An 18,177-nucleotide genomic window follows, 5' to 3' on the forward strand; every position below is an offset into this window, starting at 1 on the left:
TACCTTACCGCGTCTTTGCGATATCCGGCCCCATCATCTCCTGCACACTCGGTGCCGGATGATCTGGAATCTCCTGCTTCTCCAGCCTCGCCTGCTCCCGTTCATAGTCCGACTCGAGATGATTCTCCGTCAGCCCCGTCTTCAGCAGTTCGAACGCCTGCTCCGGCGTATCCGCAAACTGAAACAGCTCCAGATCCGCCGTCGCAATCGCGCCCTTTTCCGCCAGCAGCTCCAGGTTGATCACATTCTTCCAGTAGCTCGACCCGTAGATCACCACCGTGATCTTCTTCGCCAGCTTCTTCGTCTGCGCCAGCGTCAGCAGTTCGAACATCTCATCGAGCGTCCCAAAGCCACCCGGAAAGACCACCAGCGCCTTCGCCAGATAAGCAAACCAGTACTTCCGCATAAAGAAGTAATGAAAGTCAAAGCTCAGCGCGGGCGTAATGTAAGGGTTCGGATGCTGTTCAAACGGCAGCTGGATATTCAACCCGATCGTCTTGCATCCAGCCTCATACGCACCGCGATTGGCCGCCTCCATAATCCCCGGGCCGCCGCCCGAGGTCACCACAAATCTGTGCCGCCGCCCCGGCAGCGTCTTCGACCACGACGCGACCAAACCCGCCAGCCGCCGCGCGTCCTCATAGTAGCGAGCCATCTCCACCGCAGCCTCAGCCAGCCGCAGCTTCTGCGCGCTCGCCTCGCCGCTCGCTATCTCCTCTGGACTCGCCGGCTGCGCATCTTTAGGCGCCGGCTCGCTCGAACCCGTATTCGCCAGCAGCTCCAGCTCCGAGCTCGCCACATCCAGCGCGCGAAACCGCGCCGAGCCAAAGAAGACAACGGTGTCCTGAATCCGCTCCCGGCGAAATCGCGCCATCGGCTCCTGATACTCCGCCAATATCCGCAGCATCCGCCCATCGGGCGAACTCAAAAACTCCGCATTCTCATACGCCAGCGGAGCCTGTTCCTGCGTCTCGGGCACCTTAGGATTCATACACGCTCACTCATTTTGAAGTCGCTCATCGCTCATCGGCTCATCCCCGGTAGTCGCGATAGTGCACCGCCTCGGAGATGCCGATCCAGACATCCAGCAGCCCAAGCCCGGAGATCATCCCCCGCACCGCGCCATTATGCAACACCGCCGCCAGCCACGGCCGCGCCAGAATAAACTCGTTCCGGTCCCATATCCGCGTCCACCACGGCAGTACCATCACCAGCACGCCCAGGTACACGCAGAACAGCACCAGCACAAACAGCGACAGCCGCTGCAGCCAAACCGGCGCTGATCTCTTTGCAGGTTCTCCCTGATTCACCGGCCGTTCTTCCACAGTCGGCTCAGGGTTCGGAAATAGTTGTGGCTGTCCGGACATCAAACTCCGCATCAAACGTTCTGCGCAAAAACCTCTTCTGCTCGAATAACTCTCAAGTCTGACACTAGCAGAGCGCTTCGTCCTTGTCTCTCCAACCGAAGCATCATCCCAGGCTCCCCCCAACCCACGTCGCTCATTTTGCGGGAGTTGGTAGCCCAGTTGCCGGAGTTGGCAGCCCAGCCGGAGCCCGCGTATCGTGCGGAAAATCCAGCCGCAGATCATACGTCGAACGCGTTCCCGTCACCTTGATCGGCAGCTCCAACCCCGCACCATTCTTCTTCAACAGCTTGTCGAACGGGCTCAGCAACATACTCTTCCACCCCGTCGTCATCTGCGAGGCCGTCGCCTGTGTCCTCACCTTCCCATGAAACTCAAACGTACTCGGCACCAGTTGCATCTGCCCATCCGCCAGCATCTGCGCCCCCGGCATCTGATAGTTGAGGTCCGTCACCTCCAACACCGCATTCGCAATCGAAAACTTTCCACTCAGCGCCGAACCCACCACCTCCGCCTCCTGTGCATTCGCCTGCTTCGGCTTCCCCTGCGCCCTCATGCTCAGCGAGTCCATCTTCGCCTGCATCTCCGGATTGTTCAGCATCCCGTCCTTGATCGCGAACGTGCCCTCCGCCCTCATCTTGCGCGACACACTCACAGGCCCCGCAGGATCTACGAAATGCACCTTCGCCGTAAGCCCTCCGCGCATCAGCGGCGGGTTCGACTTCAACGCAAGGCTCAAAATATCCTCAAGCCGCCCCCGCTCGATCACCACACTCAGGTCCGTGTTGTGCCCCGACACCCCCACCGCCCGCGTCACCGCTCCACGCGCCGTAATCTCCGTCCTGCCCAGCCGCGCCCGCACCGGATCCAGCCACGTATCCCCCGTCGTCCCATCCACCACCGCATGAAACTCCGTATGCAGTGGCACCGCATGATCGCTGATATCCAGTCGAAAGTCCGGCGTCTCCGTCGTTCCATCTGCAGTTAAATTCCCCAGCGTCCCGCCAAATCTCCCCGTCGAAGACAAGATCCCACCCAGCCCATGGATCGAAGACAGGTCCGCATGTGTGAACTCGTAGTCTCCATCCAGCGGCGTGTCCCGCGGATTATCACCCTGCCACGGCCCAAAGTGCCCCGACGACCGCACCTCTCCCACCGGCTTCGGATTCACCAGCACAGCCGTATAGTTCAGCGGCTTCTTCGCCCCCACATCGGTCAGCAAAACGCTCTTGATCGCAAACACCAGCGGCTTCTTCCCCGGCTTACTCGTCTCCAGCGTCACCTTCGCATCCGTGCACTCAATCCTGTCCACCACAATCCCCAGCGCCGGCTGCCCCGCCCGCTTTGGATCATCCGGCTGCCGAGCACCGCGCTCTCCCTTCGGCGGAATATTCACCCGCAGCCCCTGCACCTTCACCGTCACCAGCCGCGTCGTAGGCCGCAGCAACTCGCGCCATCCCGCCCTGAACTCAAACCGATCGATCTCCAGCATCGGCGGCGCATCGGGCCTCGCATCCGGCTTCGTCGGTCCCGCCAGGTAGAGAATCCGCAAGCCCCCACCGGTCACAATCATCTCCCTGGTCATCGAAAGCTCAAGCCGATCCAGCTCCACCGGGCTATGAAACCGCGCCGAGAGCGTCTCCACCACCTTCTTCCGCAGCATCGGCTGCATCTGCCTCAGCCCCCACCGCACCGCCAGCGCACCCGCAACCAACAGCACCGCAAAGCTCCCTCCCATCCAAAGCAACCACCGGCTCCGGCGCTCCGTCGATGCCGTCTCCATCACCTCATCCTTCAATACTCTCTCCTGACGCTTCCATGCTACCCGTCTCGCGCTCTTCGTTAGACGTTAGAAGCTATCCAGAAAGTGTCCTGCCGGACGGGCCTCCTGCGCGGAGGGCGGGCGTTCGCACGCCTTTTTAGAGCTTCGCGTGGTCCTCCCGTTGGTCGGAATCAGCTTTCCTCGCGACCAACGGGAGCGCCAACCAAAGGGGTATACCCATCACGAAGTGATCGCCCCACGCGTAGTGGGCCCGTCCGGCAGGACCAGTTCTTAGACGGACGAACACACCGCCGCTAAATCCCCTCCGTGCCCCTGAATTGCGACAGCCGCTTCTCCCGCCCCTTCCACTCCTCGGACGAAAACAGCCTCGGCCCCACCTCGATCAGCCGCGGCATCATCTTGAACACCGCCACCCTGTTCCAAGGCCCGCCATTGCGCATCCGAAACCCCTTCTCATTCAGGTCGCTGACGATGCTCGCATAGGAAAAGTCCTGCCCCAGCAGCTCCATCATCAAGATCAGCGTCTGGTTCTCCCTCGGGTCCACCTCCAACCGCATGCAGTCCTCCGAGATCCGCAACCCATAAGGGATCTCCTCTCTAAACGCGCCCTCTGTCGGAGCCTCCTGATCCGGTAGCTCCCGCCTCCACTCCATCGACACCAGTTGCCATCCAGCAGCCGTCCGCTGCCTCATCATCTCCGGGCTAAACGGCCCCGAGACCACATCGCGAACCCGTTCAAAATAAGCCATCCCAGCCTCCGCAATCGAGAACTCCGCTAAGCAGAACGTGCAATTTTCCCACCAAACTCGCGGCTCAATGCAAAGCCCGTAACCCTCAGACCCAGCAAAACATAACGATGATCGAATCGACGAACCCGCATCCACCACTGTCCAAACACACGAAACACTGTTCGTTTTCGAACTGCGTCGGGTCCTGCCGGACGGGCGCCCTGCGCGGGCGGCGGTCACTTCGTGACGCGTATACCGGCTTCGCCCCGGGCCTCCCGATGGTCGGCAAGAGATCTCTTGGCGACCAACGGGAGCGCCAACCGAAGGGGTATACGCGTCACGAAGTGACCGCGCCGCGCGTAGCGGTCCCGGCCGGAAGGCCACATCCCTATCGCTGTACCTGAAGCTGCGCCCGCTGAATCTTCGCCCGGACATCCTCCCCGCGAAAGATCGGCGACGAGCAAGCCTGCGCCGTACAAAGAAACAGCGCATCCCGCTTCAACGGAGGATACGTAACGCTGGTCGGCAGCGGAGCCGGGTCGGCCGGATCGCGTATCTCAATCAACTCATGCGACGTAATCGAGCGCAGCGCAGCCGCATGAAGCGCCATCACCTCAGCACTCGCAGCCGAGCCAACCACAGTCACGTGAATCGGAGCCTCCGTCATATCTTCATTCGCCAGCAACACCCCCGCCGACAGCGGCTGCAGCGCAACCGACTCCGCCGCAAGAAACCGCATCGCCTCCGCAGCAGTAGCCCGAAACCGCTCCTCCCCCGAAGCAACCGCAAGCGCCGAAGCAAACCTCACCAGCGCAACATTTTCATCACGATCAGGATGCGGCCGGTACGCAGCATCGGTCGGCGTCTGTGCCGTAACAAATCCCCCACCCGCCACAGTCGGCGCAAAGTGTGCCGCAATATACTGCGCCGCCGCAGCCGCAGCCTTCAAATCCCCGCGATCCCCCGTCACGTTATAAAGCGCCAGAAAAGCCTGCCCCATCGCCAGCGCATCGCCAAGATAAGGCCCGGCAGCATCCACATCATCGTGCCGAAAACCACCCCCAGGCAAACTGCGATGCACAACGATCCAGGCCGCCGCCCGCTGAGCCTGCGCTAACGCCGACCCATCCCCGCTCGCCGCATAGTAGTCGCACAGCGCCGCAATCATCCACCCATTCTCGCGAGCGTACACATGTGTATCCACCCGCGGAATCCCCTGCTCCCTCCGCCCCGCATCCGCCAGCTTGAAATAAGCCTCGTTCTCCTGCCCATCATGCAGATCCGCATCCTGCGAAACAAAAAACACGCCCGCAGAAGGTGCCATTAGAAAATTTGTAACGTAACCATGCACAGATTCCGCCGCCTTCAGATCCTCCGGACTCTGCGTCTGCGCAAAGGCGAGCGAATACTCCCGAAGCGCATTCGCCTGAATCGAGATCAGCTTCTCATAGTGCGGCTCCGTCCAATGCCGCCCAACAGAGTACTGATACATCCCACCCCACACCGGGTCCAGCAGGTTCGTCGCATCATGCAGCGTATCGGCCGCACGCTTCGCATACTCCGCGTTACCCCGCCCACCCTGCCGCATCGCATACTCCACCGACTCTTCATCCAGATACTTATGAACAAACCCCCACCCACCAATCGGCTTGTCATACTGCTTCTCATACAGCGTTTCGATCCGCGTCAGCAGCACCGGCCTGATCGCCGAATCCGAAGCCGGCCGAAACGCAGCCTCCCCCTCAATACTCGGCCCCGGCGAAGGATCATCAATGATCGCCTGCAGCATCGACGACATCAGCTTCGGCGGCAAATACCCCTGCCGCTTCACAATCTCCGACCCATCCGCCGCAAACACCACCGTAGCCGGCCATCCATAGTCCTGATACCGATTCGATATATCCGGCCGCGAATCCTGATCAACCTTCACCAGCACATATCGCTCATTCAGCAGCCGCACCACCGCCGGATCGCGATACGTCACCTCATCCATCACATGGCACCAGTGGCACCACACCGCCTCCAGGTCCAGCAGCACAAACTTATGCTCCGCCCGCGCCTGCGCAAACGCCGCATCCGACCACGGCTGCCAGTGCAGAGCTGCCGGCGCCGCAGGAGCCGAAGCCCAACCTGAACCAGTAAGCGCCATCAAAGAGAGTAGGACTGCCGAGCGTAATCGCATAGTCACTCCAAGTACGAATCACAGCCCTCAAGCGGATTCTTCTTGAACTCTACTGGAAGGGAAGCCCTGCGCGGGCGGCAGGTGTTCGCACGCCTTTTTAGAGCTTCGCGTGCTCCTCCCGCTGGTCGGCACAAAATCCAGCTTGCGACCAACGGGAGCGCCAACCGAAGGGGTATACAAGTCACGAAGTGACCGCCCCACGCGAAGTGGGCCCGTCCGGCAGGACACGCGCGTTTCACACACCAATGAGAAAATAGAAACAAATGCTCCAACTCTCAGCAGCCGGCAAACGCTTCGGCCAAAAACTCCTCTTTGAAGACGCGAACTGGCTCATCAATCCAGACGAACGCACCGGCCTGGTCGGCGGCAACGGCACCGGCAAATCCACCCTCCTCAAGATCATCGGCGGCATCGAGTCCCTCGACTACGGCACCATCACCCGCAACAAGGGCGTCACCCTCGGCTACCTCCCGCAAGACGGCCTCGCCCTCCGCGGCCGCACCGTCTTCAGCGAGTGCCTCTCCGTCTTCGACCATCTCCACGAGCTCGAGCGCGAGTCTATCGCCCTCACCACCACGCTCTCCGAAGCCGACCCCAAATCGAAAGAGTACGCCACCGCCGCCGAGCGCTACTCCGACATCGCCGACCAGCTCCACGTCCACGACATCTACAACCTCGACTCGCAGGTAGGCGCAGTCCTCGGCGGCCTGGGCTTCTCCAAAGAGGACTGGGAACGCAACACCGAAGAGTTCTCCGGCGGCTGGCAGATGCGCATAGCGCTCGCGAAACTCCTCCTCCAAAAGCCGTCGCTTTTACTCCTAGACGAGCCCACCAACCACCTCGACATCGAATCCCGCAACTGGCTCGAAACCTACCTCCACGACTACCCCAACGCCTACATCCTCATCTCGCACGACCGCTACTTCCTCGACGTCACCGTCAACAAGACCGTCGAACTCTGGAACAAGCGCATGCACACCTACCACGGCAACTACGAGAAGTACGTCGCACAAAAAGAAGAGCGCCGCACGCAGCTGATGAACGCCTACAAAAATCAGCGCGACCGCATCGACGCCCTCGAAGCCTTCATCAACCGCTTCCGCTACCAGGCCACCAAGGCCAAGCAGGTCCAGTCCCGCATCAAAGAACTCGAAAAGATCGAGCGCATCGAAGTCCCCGAAGACGAGTCCACCATCCACTTCTCCATCCCGCAGCCCCCGGCCAGCGGACGCACCGTCCTCGAAGTCAACAACCTCAAAAAGATCTACCCCACGCCAACCGGCGGCGAAAAACTAATTCTGGACGACCTCAGCTTTACCATCGAACGCGGCGACCGCATCGCCCTCGTCGGCGCAAACGGCGCAGGAAAATCCACCCTCATCCGCCTCCTCAGCCGTCAGGAAGCCGCCACCGCAGGCACCATCCGCGAAGGCCACAACGTCCTCTCCGACTTCTTCGCGCAGGACCAGTACAAAGTCCTCGACCCCAACGCCGGCATGTTGGACGACATCAGCGGAGCCGCACCCAAGGTCCCCGTCGTCGAACTCCGCTCCCTCCTCGGCTGCTTCATGTTCTCCGGCGACGACGTCTTCAAAAAACTCGGCGTCCTCTCCGGCGGCGAGCGCAACCGCTACGCCATGGCCAAGATGCTCGTCTCCCCCAGCAACTTCCTCCTCCTCGACGAGCCCACCAACCACCTGGACCTCCGCGCCAAAGACGTTCTCCTCGACGCCATCCGGAACTTCACCGGCACCGTCCTCTTCGTCTCCCACGACCGCTACTTCATCGACGGCCTGGCCACCCGCGTCTTCGAAGTAGAAGACCGTCGCCTCCACATCTACCCCGGCAACTACGAGGACTACCTCTGGCGCAAACAGGGCGGCCCCGAAAAAGTAACCGAACAGATTACAAACTCCCTAACCCCAACTCCCAAACCCTCAATCGGAGTCACAAGTGTCGGTTCAGGTGAAGATGCAGGAGCAGGAACAAATGCGGGTGCCCCACACATCGACTCTGATGTGTGGGCATCGAGCGAAGCGAGACCGCTCTCCTCCGAACCTGTCATCCCAATCAAGCGCCTCAACCCCATCAAGCTGAAGCAGCTCGAAGACCGCCTCCATCACGCCGAAGAAGAGATCCCCCGCCTCGAATCCCTCATCGCCGCCGCCGAAGCCCGTCTCGGCAACTTCACCTCCGCCGATCAATCCCAAAGAGACGCCGCCGAGCTGGACGACCTCCGCACCAAACGCACCAACCTCCTGGCCGAATGGGAAGAGCTCTCCCTAACTCTCGAGGAGCAGCAAACCGCCTGACCCAGGCCCATTCCGGTGCAAGCAAGCCTACAATTGCAGGACAGGGGCACCGACATGATCTATCGAAAAATCAACATAGAACTGATCGTCATCGAAGAGGAATCCGAGGCAGTAGTCGAACAGTTGAACGCAGCGCTCGACCGCCTTGAAGATGGGCACACGATCTTCGGCGGGGAGATCGAAACATGTGCTATCGAAGAACCAGGAACACCACGGAGATCAGCGCTGACACACACTCTGGCTGCCGGTGAAACGGCGGCTTCCGCTGTCAAGGCGGCAGGCGAAAAAGTCGTCAACGCGCTCCGAAAGGTACTCTGATCTAAAATCGCAGCCAACCCCGCACTCTCGGCGCACGAATCCCTCGTCTCTAGACTGAACGCTCGAAGTATCGAAGGCAATCCGCATGATTCTCAAACAGTACTACCTGGGCTGTCTGGCCCACGCTTCCTATCTCGTCGGAGACGAGGCAACTTCGACGGCTATCATCGTCGACCCGCAGCGCGACATTCAGCAATACCTCGCCGACGCCGAAAAGTTCGGCCTCCAGATCCGCGCCGTATTCTTAACGCACTTCCATGCAGACTTCATCGCCGGCCACCTCGAGCTGCGAGACAGTTGCGGCGCAACCATCTATCTCGGCTCTCGCGCAGAAGCGGAGTACGCCTTCACAAAAATGAAGGACGGCGACACACTGGACCTTCCAAACCTACGCCTGCAGGTCCTCGAAACCCCCGGCCACACCATCGAATCCATCTCGATCCTGGTCTTCGATCTTGAGAAAAATCCCGCGACACCCTACGCAGTCCTCACCGGCGATACGCTCTTTATCGGCGACGTTGGCCGGCCCGACCTGCGAGCCTCCCTCGGCTGGACCGCAAACCAGCTCGGCGGGCACCTCTACGACTCCCTCCACAACAAACTGCTGACCCTCCCCAACGAAACCCTCGTCTACCCCGCGCATGGCGCAGGATCGCTCTGCGGCAAAAACCTCTCCTCCGACACCGTCTCCTCTCTCGGAGATCAACGTCGCTTCAACTACGCCCTCCAGCCCATGTCGAAGGACGAGTTCGTTCGTATCGTCACCGCCGACCAGCCCGACGCCCCGGCATACTTTACCTACGACGCGATCCTCAATACTCGCGAGCGCGCCACGCTCGACAAAAATCTCGAGGAGGTCCTTCGACTCGTCGATCTCAGCGAGGTCCTTTCGATGGGTGACGCGGGCGCTCACATCCTCGACGTCCGTGACGCGGCCGAGTATGCCAAAGGACATCTCCCCGGAAGTATCAACATCGGCCTGGGCGGACAATACGCAACTTGGGCAGGCACAATTCTCGATCGAACCAAACCCATCGTCATCGTCGCAGAGCCGGGACGCGAGCAGGAAGCCGCCCTGCGCCTGGGCCGTATCGGTTTCGATCACGTCAGAGGCTATCTGTCAGGCGGCATGGAAGCGCTCGCAGACAGACCGGACCTGGTATGGCCGACAGAACGTGTCACCGCCCAGATCGCAGCAGAAGAACTGGCGACAACAACTCCGCCCCTGGTGCTCGACATCAGAAATCCTCGAGAGTGGACCACCCGTCACATCGCCGGCAGCGTAAACATTCCACTCGCCCACCTGCAAGAACGCATCGCCGAGATCCCCCGCAACCGCCGCATCGCGGTCCACTGCGCCGGAGGCTATCGTTCTTCGATCGCCGCCAGCATCCTCCACCAGCATGGAATCACGAATCTAATCGAGGTAGCAGGCGGTCTCGCCGCCTGGGAAGCCGCCAAACTACCAGTCGTCTCCGAAGCCCAGCAACAGACCCAGGGACAGACTGCCACGCAAACCGTCTAAGCCACCGTCGAACCCAAACCGCGTCATCTCGGCCGTTCTTTTGTTGTCATCCCGCAGGAATCTGCTTTTGCCTCTCTCTCATTCACCCCGCCAGCGACACATAGGCCCAAGCCGTCGCCGTCGGTGAGCTGCGACCCGAAAATAAAGTTGGAAAACCTCGCGCATTTTTCGTCACCACAAAAGTGCGTGTTAATTCACCACGTTTACCACGCAATTCACCACGTTCCCACCACCCAAAAACCACGTTTTGCGCCCACATTTTCGCAAAACCCCACCAAAAAACCACGCAAAAAAAATTATCTTCCCTCGCGCAGACGAGCCGCCAGCCTCTCCGGCAACCCCGCCATCAAAATCCGCCCTTGCGCCGCCGTCAGGTCATACGGCACGCGATGATAAACAATCTCCCGCGCCTCCATGTCATACACCACAAACGCCGCCCGCCAATCCGAATCCCGCGGCTGCCCCACCGACCCCGGATTAATCAGGTGCCGAGTCCCCTCTGGAATCAACATCTTCCAGCTCTCCACCGCGTTCTTCGTCCGGAACTGCGTCTTGATCTCGTGCCAGTCATGCTCCTTCTGCGAGAACCCACCCTGCAGATGCGTATGCCCAAAGAACGTAATCGCCGTAGCCGCCTGCTGCAGCGGAGCCCACGCATCCCGCATACTCAAGATGTACTGGTCCTCATTGAGCGGCGATCCATGCACGCAAGTCACATCCGGCTGCTCCGGAACCACCGGCCCCTGCGGCATCGCCTTCAACCACGCCAGATTTTCTCTAGTCAATTCAGCCTTAGTCCACTCCGCAGCCGCTCTAGCCACAGGATTAAACCCCACTGCCGACGTCAACCCACAACACACCCGGTCGTGGTTTCCCCGCACATTCACCTGTGCCTTGGCCCGCATCAGCGCTACAACCTCATTCGGACTCCCGCCATACCCCACCACATCGCCCAGGTTCCAAAGCACGTCATATGGCTCTGCCGCGGCAAGAACTGCGTTCAATGCTTCGAGGTTCCCGTGAATATCTGAAATCACCAGCGCGCGCATACGGTCAAAGGGGCCCTAAACGACATAAGGCACAATTCTCAAGTCTATAGGTATTCATTCGTTCAGGGAAATCACCCGGCTCCCACGCGACCAATCACCGCTCAAATCACCGTTCAAACCGAAGCCAGCGGCTGCGACCTGTCCGTCTTCATCGTCGGAGCCGACGCCAGCAGCCTGCGCGTATAAGCATGCTGTGGCTCCAGAAAAAGCCTCCTCGCCTCCGCCTGCTCCACAATCACTCCATGCTGCATTACCGCCACCCGGTCGGCCACCTGCGCCACCACCGCCAGATCGTGCGAGATGAACAACATAGCCAATCCATGCTCCTGTCGCAGCGCCTTCAACAGTTCAAGAATCTGCGCCTGCACTGTCACATCCAGCGCCGTCGTCGGCTCGTCTGCGATCAGCAACCGTGGTCGATTCACAATCGCCATCGCGATCAAAATCCTCTGCCGCTGCCCCCCCGAAAACTGGTGCGGATAGTCCTTGGCCCGAAGCTCAACCTCCGGCAACCCAACCTCTTCCATCGCTTCCAAAACCCGCGCCCTCACCGCTCGCCGCCCCATCTCCTGATGATGTGCAGCCACGGCCTCCGCGATCTGTGCCCCCACCGGCATCACGGGATTCAACGCCGTCATCGGCTCTTGAAAAATCATCGCGATCTCGCGCCCCCGCCGCCGCCGCATCGCCTCCTCAGGCAGTGCGAGCAGCTCCTCCCCATCGAATCGAATCGCCCCACCCACTCGCGCGCTCTCCGGCAACAGCCTGAGCACAGCCAGCGAAGTCGCCGACTTTCCCGACCCTGACTCCCCCACCAACCCGAGTGTTTCCCCGGCATTGATCTCGAACGAGATACCTTGTACAGCCTCATGCCGCCCAAAGCCGACCGTAAGATCACCCACCTCAAGCAACATCGCAGAACCCATACCCTGCATGGTACCGAACATCCTTATCAACCGTGCCCCAATCCTCAAAAAGCAAGCCGCGCAACTGGGTAGGACTTTGAGCCACAAATAGCGTCTAATCTCGATGACAGCCCTATGAGCTACAACCCCCATCGCGTCCTCGTCTTCACCGCTTTGCTCCTTTGCGGCCCCACTTCCTGGGCCCAGATGCACAAGGTCGCCAAGCCCGAACAGGTCGTCCGTGCGGTCGGCGTCTACGAGTGGACCGGCGACTTCGCGAAGCCAAACGCCAGCCGCCTCATCCCCGTCTCCCTCTTCATTGACGGCAAGCTTGAGGACGCCGGCATCTATGTCGCCCGCCCCGTACCCTTCGCCCTCCTCAGCGGAAACGTCTACGAACTCCAGACTGCAGGCATCGACAAGGGTTATCTCGATCTCGCCTACGCAAGGCATCTGCAGGCCGTCGAGGCCACCGGCGACCTCGCCTACGACGATGGCTGGTTCGGCTACGGCAGCGTCAAGCCACTGGCCGCACCAAAGAAAGCCGCAGCCCTCAAGCCCTCGAAGACACTCCCCATCCTCACCGGCTCCAAAGGCGACACCAGCCATCACACCGACGCTAAAACCAACACCGACGCAACCGCCACGAGCGACGATCCGAATCGCCCAACTATGAAGCGCCGATCCGATAGCTCCACCACCGACACCGCCAGCTCAAGCCCCCCCACTTCAACGACCTCTACTGCTTCCACCTCCACGGACGACCCCGATCGTCCCACGATGAAGCGTAGATCCGACAGCGCCGATACCTCGACCGCCGACACCACGACCGCGTCAACCGGTAGCACTCCCGCAGACGACCCGGACCGTCCCACCATGAAGAAAAGATCGGACAGCACTGACGCCGCGACCACACCATCCAGCGCGTCAAACACGCCCGCCGACGATCCCGACCGCCCAACCATGAAGCGTCAAACCTCTGGGACGTCCGACACCACCACCACGGACAGCGGATCGTCCGCTGCCAGCACCTCAACTCCATCCGACGACCCCGATCGTCCGACCCTGAAGCGCCACTCCGCCGAAGACGCCAAGAGAGCGCATGACACCAACTCCGTTACCGGAACCGGCTCGCTCAACGACGACCCCAGCCGGCCCAACCTCCATCGCGGCAAGCCCACCAGCGCCATGACCGAGTCCGATCTTCCCAAGCTCGTCGGCATCCCCCAGAATCTGCATCAGATGGTTGCTGTCTCCGATGCGGCCACCCGAGACCCTCACGCCTTCATACTCGAGTGGGAGGACGCCGCCCAGCATGCAGCCGTTCTCTCCAAGATGCAGGCCATGGCCCAGGCGCAACTCGCCGCATATAACGCAACGAGCACCAAACCTGCCGCAACAACCCCCGCCCCAACCGTAAAGAAGACAACAACAACAGCCACGCGGACCCACCGAGCCACTTCCACCACTCTCCCGCCCGTCCTCCTCTCTGACGAAGAGTTGAAGGCCTACACCCTCAGCTACGGCGGCGCCGCCACCTACGTCTACTCCGCCCACACCGCGGGCACGGGAGCAGCGCTGCGCTACGTCACCATCGTCGCGCAGGACAACGGCCTCGGCGAACTCAAACCCGCCATACAGAGCGTGACCGACGCGGCCCACCTCGATCGCACTCCGCTCATGCGCTTCGTCGATGTCGTCGATGCTGAAGCCAGCAACCGCGCCAGCCTGCTCTTCGAGCTCCGCAGCCAGAACGCCCGACAGTTCGGCCTCTACCGGGTTATCGCCTCGCACTCCGAGCAGATCTTCCTCACCGGCACAACGCAATAACGCTCCTCTTGCGCCGGTTCGTCTACTTTTAACTCACCACCCACGCGTAGTATTTTATGACAGAAGCGCTTTGAAACGCAGGAGGTTCGTATGCATCGTCTCTCCGCCGCCCTCTTTTTTCTCTCAGCAACCGCCTCGCTCGCACAGTCTGCCACCGTCTCCGGCAGCAAGCCCGACGCCTCCGCAGTCATCCTCAGAAGCATCCCCGCCGGAACGGACTGCCCCATCGGCTTCCGGGCCAACCGCCAGTCAACCGCTCAAATCCTCTCTGCAAATAACGCTGACAAGAACAGCCCAGCGCTGGGACTGCATCTTATTCTCGATCACCCCGCCGCTCCTGCCATCGAGAGCATTGAAGTCACCGTCTACGGTGTCTCTCCTAAAGGCCGCATCCTTCCGACAGACTTCCAGGCCGCCGACCCAAACACACGCGACACCGTCTCAAAGTCATTCCTGCTGCAACGTTCGGCCAATGACAAAACCCTAAGCAACGCCGATGTCTGGATGCATCACGTGGGCGCGCTACGCTGGGTCGATCTCAATGAAATCCGCTACACCGACGGCACCAACTGGCGTCCATCCAGCTCCGCAAAGTGTCGAGCCGTTCCCAGCGACGTAATTCTCGTGGGCCAGCGCTAAATAAGAAAGTAGTCAGCGGTTATCACAACGGAATATTGCCATGCTTCTTGGCAGGATTCTTATCCCGCTTGGTCGCCAGCATATCGAGCGCCGAGTTCAATCGTCTGCGCGTCTCACTCGGCCGAACAACTGCATCGATGTATCCCCGCTCAGCCGCCACATAAGGATTGGCAAACCGCTCACGGAACTCCTCCACTTTGTCCCTGCGAGCCTCCGCTAGAACCGCCAACTTCTCTTCTTCCGTAAACGCCTTGCCCTGCGGCCACATCGCTTCAGCCCGGCGCACGGTCAGATCAAGTTCACGCTTGTAAACGATATTCACCGCGCCCTCAGGCCCCATCACCGCGATCTCCGCCGTCGGCCACGCCAGGTTCAAATCCGTCCGCAGATGCTTTGAGCTCATCACGCAGTACGCCCCGCCATAGGCCTTGCGCGTAATTACGGTAAGCTTCGGAACCGTCGCCTCCGCGAACGCATACAGCAGCTTCGCTCCATGACGAATGATGCCGCCATGCTCCTGCTGAATCCCCGGCATAAACCCGGGCACATCTTCAAACGTAATCAGCGGAATATTGAACGCGTCGCAGAACCGCACAAACCGCGCGCCCTTCACACTCGCATTGATATCCAGCACCCCCGCGAGAAACGCTGGCTGATTCGCAACAATTCCCACTGGCCGCCCCGCCATACGCGCAAACCCGACCACAATATTTCTCGCAAAGTGCTCCTGCACCTGAAAGAAGTAGCCATCATCCACCACACGCGAGATCACAGCCACCATGTCATACGGCTGATTACTCTCCTCAGGAATGATCGTATCGAGCGCAGCATCCGCACGGCCCGGATCATCCTGCGTCGGCCTTCTTGGTGCGTCGTCGAGATTGTTCGACGGCAGAAAACTCAACAGCTCCCGCACCGTAGCCAGACACTCCTGGTCGTCATGCGCCATAAAGTGCGCCACACCCGAGATCTCGTTATGGGTCACCGCACCGCCCAGCGCCTCCTTGGTCACATCCTCGTGCGTCACCGTCTTGATCACGTCCGGCCCGGTCACAAACATGTAGCTCGTCTTCTCGGTCATCACTGTAAAGTCAGTAATGGCCGGCGAGTACACCGCGCCCCCCGCACAAGGCCCCAGAATCGCTGAGATCTGCGGAACAACTCCGCTCGCCAGCGTATTCCGCAGAAAGATATCCGTGTACCCAGCCAGCGATACCACGCCCTCCTGAATGCGTGCCCCACCCGAGTCATTCAGTCCAATCACCGGCGCGCCCACGCGCATCGCCATATCCATAATCTTCACGATCTTGGCGGCGTTAGCCTCCGACAGTGATCCCCCAAACACTGTAAAGTCCTGCGCGAACACAAACACCACGCGCCCATGCACCCGCCCGTAGCCGGTAATGAATCCATCACCGGGAACACGCTGCTCGGCCATGCCAAAATCTGTCGCCCGGTGCGTGACGAACTTATCCGTCTCTTCGAACGTGCCTTCGTCCAGCAGAAATTCGATCCGCTCCCTCGCCGAAAGCTTGCCTGATTTACGCTCGCGCTCCCGCCGCTCCTCGCCCCCGCCCTCTTCGGCGATGGCGTGGCGAGCGGCAAGCTCTGCCAGTTTGCGTTGATGATTGAGTGACTTCGCCACAGGAACGTCTGCTTGAACGGGATGCTCGGCTGCTGCCATAGAACGGAATTCTAGCAGCGCGCCACTGCAACAGTCCTGCCACTTTCATAGCATTCCATGTCTCCGCACTCCAGCACACGCCTACAATCAACATCAAACGCAGCGAGAGGTGCCAAAATGTTCCGATCCAACAACTGCGTCGCGATCCACCTAGAAGACATCACGGCCGCCGAAAACTTCTACACTAACGTGATGAAGTTCAAGCTGTTGACCCGGTCCGACGGCTACCTCGAATACGACACCGTCCACTTCCTCCTCTACGTCAACCGCGACCTGAACACCCAACCGCCCATCCCCAGCTTCACCGTCGAAGACATCAGCGCCGCAAAGCAGTCCCTGCTGGAAAACGGCTGCGAGATCCTCCGCGAAGACCAAAACTCCCTCTACTTCCGCGACCCCTTCGGCATCACCTACGACATCATCCAAGGCAACGCCAAAAGCAAATAAAAGGCGAATATAATCTCCAGTACGAGCCGTGTCCGCCCCCGTCCAACCCGACCGCTTTCACTTCCTGCACATCGACCTCAACAGCTTCTTCGCGTCGGTTGAGCAGCAACTGCACCCCGAATATCGCGGCCGTCCCCTGGCCGTCGTCCCCACCATGGCCGACACCACCTCCTGCATCGCGGCCAGCTATGAGGCCAAAGCCCTCGGCATCAAAACCGGCACCCATGTAGGAGAAGCCAAAAGAATCTGCCCCGACATCATCCTCATCGCCGGCAATCACGCCGATTACGCGAAGTACTCCCACGAGATCGCCAAGGCCGTCGAGCTCGCCTGCCCCGTCTCCCACACCCCCTCCATCGACGAGATGGTCTGCGAGCTCATTGGCCGCGAACAGGAGCCGCCACGGGCCCGCAAGATCGCCCTCGAGATCAAACAGTCCATCTACAAGAACGTAGGCGAAGCTCTCCGCTGCTCCATCGGCATGGCGCCCAACCGCTACCTCGCCAAGATCGCCAGCGACATGCAGAAGCCCGATGGGTTGATTGGACTTTTACCATCGCAACTGCCGAGAGCCATCGCGCACCTCTACCTCCGCGATCTCCCCGGCGTAGGCGCACGCACCGAAGTCCGCCTCAACGCCAGGGGCATCACCACCATGGAGCAGCTCCTCGCCCTTGACCGCAACGGCATGCACAAGCTATGGGACTCAGTCTGGGGCGACCGCCTCTACCACTGGCTCCGCGGTGCCGACAGCGGCGACGACGGCGCTCCCGTCTCCACCGGCATCCAGAAGTCTCTCGGCCACTCCCACGTCCTCGCCCCCGAATATCGCTCCCACGAAGGCTCCTGGGCCGTCGCACATAAGCTCCTGCACAAGGCCGCCATGCGCCTGCGAATGGAGAAGTTTTACACCAACTCCCTCACTGTCAGCATCCGCTTCGCTCTCACGAAAGAGCAGACCGGGCACATCAAATCGAAGCGCCACACTAGCGGCATCAAGCACTCCGGTTGGGCGATGGAAGCCCGCTTCCGCGAGTGCCAGGACACCCTCACTCTCCTCGAAGCCCTGCGCGGCGCCTGGGCCCAGCGCCCCCAAGGCGGGGACTTCACCAAGCCCTTCTTCGTCGGCGTCACCCTGCGCAACCTCATCCCCGAAGATGAACATCAGCCCGAGCTCTTCGCCGACCCCAACAACCGCGCCGACCTCTCCGCCACCATGGACAAACTAAACCTGAAGTACGGCCACACCACGCTCCACTTCGCCGGCATGCTTCCCGCCCGCGAGTCCGCGCCAACGCGCATCGCCTTCACCCAGATCCCAGTCCAGTACGGCGTCGACTACATGTAGCCTCGATCACCCACAAAAAGGGGCCGAAGACGCGTCAGCCTCGATGGCAGATCGCGCCGTGCG

Annotated in this window: 15 protein-coding genes; 7 read left to right on the forward strand and 8 right to left on the reverse strand. The window is 60.6% G+C overall.

All coding sequences use genetic code 11. The annotated features are described in order from the left end of the window. Nucleotides 1-4 precede the first annotated feature (4 nt). The 5 genes from HDF10_RS12595 to HDF10_RS12615 form a co-directional block, all read right to left on the reverse strand. Nucleotides 5-991, reverse strand: coding sequence for an LOG family protein (locus tag HDF10_RS12595; protein ID WP_183813941.1), 987 nt, complete (start codon nucleotides 989-991; stop codon nucleotides 5-7). A gap of 40 nt (nucleotides 992-1,031) precedes the next feature. Continuing rightward, nucleotides 1,032-1,367 (reverse strand): hypothetical protein, encoded by a 336-nt coding sequence (locus HDF10_RS12600; RefSeq protein ID WP_183768630.1) that lies wholly within the window; start codon nucleotides 1,365-1,367, stop codon nucleotides 1,032-1,034. 133 nt (nucleotides 1,368-1,500) lie between these two features. Beyond that, nucleotides 1,501-3,162, reverse strand: coding sequence for an AsmA family protein (locus tag HDF10_RS12605; RefSeq protein WP_183813943.1), 1,662 nt, complete (start codon nucleotides 3,160-3,162; stop codon nucleotides 1,501-1,503). A gap of 278 nt (nucleotides 3,163-3,440) precedes the next feature. Then, entirely contained in the window at nucleotides 3,441-3,896 is a 456-nt protein-coding gene (locus tag HDF10_RS12610) for a recombinase family protein (protein WP_183813945.1), read from the reverse strand. A 367-nt stretch (nucleotides 3,897-4,263) separates the two neighbouring features. Beyond that, nucleotides 4,264-6,057, reverse strand: coding sequence for a DUF255 domain-containing protein (locus HDF10_RS12615; RefSeq protein WP_183813947.1), 1,794 nt, complete (start codon nucleotides 6,055-6,057; stop codon nucleotides 4,264-4,266). Nucleotides 6,058-6,320: 263 nt separating this feature from the next. Between HDF10_RS12615 and HDF10_RS12620 the strand changes: the two genes are divergently transcribed. The 3 genes from HDF10_RS12620 (at nucleotide 6,321) to HDF10_RS12630 (ending at nucleotide 10,212) form a co-directional block, all read left to right on the forward strand. Continuing rightward, entirely contained in the window at nucleotides 6,321-8,369 is a 2,049-nt protein-coding gene (locus tag HDF10_RS12620) for an ABC-F family ATP-binding cassette domain-containing protein (RefSeq protein WP_183813949.1), read from the forward strand. Nucleotides 8,370-8,423: 54 nt separating this feature from the next. Further along, nucleotides 8,424-8,687 carry a hypothetical protein gene (locus HDF10_RS12625; protein WP_183813951.1) on the forward strand — a complete coding sequence of 88 codons (264 nt, stop codon included), beginning with the start codon at nucleotides 8,424-8,426 and terminating at the stop codon, nucleotides 8,685-8,687. A gap of 85 nt (nucleotides 8,688-8,772) precedes the next feature. Then, nucleotides 8,773-10,212, forward strand: coding sequence for an MBL fold metallo-hydrolase (locus HDF10_RS12630; RefSeq protein WP_183813953.1), 1,440 nt, complete (start codon nucleotides 8,773-8,775; stop codon nucleotides 10,210-10,212). Between the two features lie 296 nt (nucleotides 10,213-10,508). On the opposite strand, the gene HDF10_RS12635 is transcribed toward HDF10_RS12630, so the two are convergent. After that, nucleotides 10,509-11,261 carry a metallophosphoesterase family protein gene (locus tag HDF10_RS12635; RefSeq protein WP_183813955.1) on the reverse strand — a complete coding sequence of 251 codons (753 nt, stop codon included), beginning with the start codon at nucleotides 11,259-11,261 and terminating at the stop codon, nucleotides 10,509-10,511. Between the two features lie 113 nt (nucleotides 11,262-11,374). Then, nucleotides 11,375-12,187 (reverse strand): ATP-binding cassette domain-containing protein, encoded by an 813-nt coding sequence (locus tag HDF10_RS12640; RefSeq protein WP_183814599.1) that lies wholly within the window; start codon nucleotides 12,185-12,187, stop codon nucleotides 11,375-11,377. Nucleotides 12,188-12,301: 114 nt separating this feature from the next. Between HDF10_RS12640 and HDF10_RS12645 the strand changes: the two genes are divergently transcribed. Next, a complete protein-coding gene (locus HDF10_RS12645; protein WP_183813957.1) occupies nucleotides 12,302-13,996 on the forward strand; it encodes a hypothetical protein in 1,695 nt (564 codons plus the stop codon). Nucleotides 13,997-14,086: 90 nt separating this feature from the next. Next, nucleotides 14,087-14,635 carry a hypothetical protein gene (locus tag HDF10_RS12650; RefSeq protein WP_183813959.1) on the forward strand — a complete coding sequence of 183 codons (549 nt, stop codon included), beginning with the start codon at nucleotides 14,087-14,089 and terminating at the stop codon, nucleotides 14,633-14,635. A 22-nt stretch (nucleotides 14,636-14,657) separates the two neighbouring features. On the opposite strand, the gene HDF10_RS12655 is transcribed toward HDF10_RS12650, so the two are convergent. Next, a complete protein-coding gene (locus HDF10_RS12655) occupies nucleotides 14,658-16,319 on the reverse strand; it encodes an acyl-CoA carboxylase subunit beta (protein WP_183813961.1) in 1,662 nt (553 codons plus the stop codon). 117 nt (nucleotides 16,320-16,436) lie between these two features. On the opposite strand from HDF10_RS12655, the gene HDF10_RS12660 reads away from it, so the two are divergent. Both HDF10_RS12660 and HDF10_RS12665 read left to right on the forward strand, forming a co-directional pair. Further along, nucleotides 16,437-16,766, forward strand: coding sequence for a VOC family protein (locus HDF10_RS12660; protein WP_183813963.1), 330 nt, complete (start codon nucleotides 16,437-16,439; stop codon nucleotides 16,764-16,766). Between the two features lie 28 nt (nucleotides 16,767-16,794). Further along, nucleotides 16,795-18,114 (forward strand): Y-family DNA polymerase, encoded by a 1,320-nt coding sequence (locus HDF10_RS12665; RefSeq protein WP_183813965.1) that lies wholly within the window; start codon nucleotides 16,795-16,797, stop codon nucleotides 18,112-18,114. Nucleotides 18,115-18,177 lie beyond the last annotated feature (63 nt).

Origin of the sequence: Tunturiibacter empetritectus (assembly GCF_014201375.1) — a bacterium.
GTDB lineage: Bacteria > Acidobacteriota > Terriglobia > Terriglobales > Acidobacteriaceae > Edaphobacter > Edaphobacter lichenicola_D.

Excerpts from the sequence above, each read along its gene's own strand:
- HDF10_RS12600 (WP_183768630.1), bottom strand. The coding sequence starts at position 1,367 with ATGTCCGGACAGCCACAACTATTTCCGAACCCTGAGCCGACTGTGGAA.
- HDF10_RS12630 (WP_183813953.1), top strand. The coding sequence starts at position 8,773 with ATGATTCTCAAACAGTACTACCTGGGCTGTCTGGCCCACGCTTCCTAT.
- HDF10_RS12635 (WP_183813955.1), bottom strand. The coding sequence starts at position 11,261 with ATGCGCGCGCTGGTGATTTCAGATATTCACGGGAACCTCGAAGCATTG.
- HDF10_RS12610 (WP_183813945.1), bottom strand. The coding sequence starts at position 3,896 with ATGGCTTATTTTGAACGGGTTCGCGATGTGGTCTCGGGGCCGTTTAGC.
- HDF10_RS12650 (WP_183813959.1), top strand. The coding sequence starts at position 14,087 with ATGCATCGTCTCTCCGCCGCCCTCTTTTTTCTCTCAGCAACCGCCTCG.
- HDF10_RS12660 (WP_183813963.1), top strand. The coding sequence starts at position 16,437 with ATGTTCCGATCCAACAACTGCGTCGCGATCCACCTAGAAGACATCACG.
- HDF10_RS12645 (WP_183813957.1), top strand. The coding sequence starts at position 12,302 with ATGAGCTACAACCCCCATCGCGTCCTCGTCTTCACCGCTTTGCTCCTT.
- HDF10_RS12655 (WP_183813961.1), bottom strand. The coding sequence starts at position 16,319 with ATGGCAGCAGCCGAGCATCCCGTTCAAGCAGACGTTCCTGTGGCGAAG.
- HDF10_RS12615 (WP_183813947.1), bottom strand. The coding sequence starts at position 6,057 with ATGCGATTACGCTCGGCAGTCCTACTCTCTTTGATGGCGCTTACTGGT.
- HDF10_RS12620 (WP_183813949.1), top strand. The coding sequence starts at position 6,321 with ATGCTCCAACTCTCAGCAGCCGGCAAACGCTTCGGCCAAAAACTCCTC.
- HDF10_RS12595 (WP_183813941.1), bottom strand. The coding sequence starts at position 991 with ATGAATCCTAAGGTGCCCGAGACGCAGGAACAGGCTCCGCTGGCGTAT.
- HDF10_RS12640 (WP_183814599.1), bottom strand. The coding sequence starts at position 12,187 with ATGGGTTCTGCGATGTTGCTTGAGGTGGGTGATCTTACGGTCGGCTTT.
- HDF10_RS12625 (WP_183813951.1), top strand. The coding sequence starts at position 8,424 with ATGATCTATCGAAAAATCAACATAGAACTGATCGTCATCGAAGAGGAA.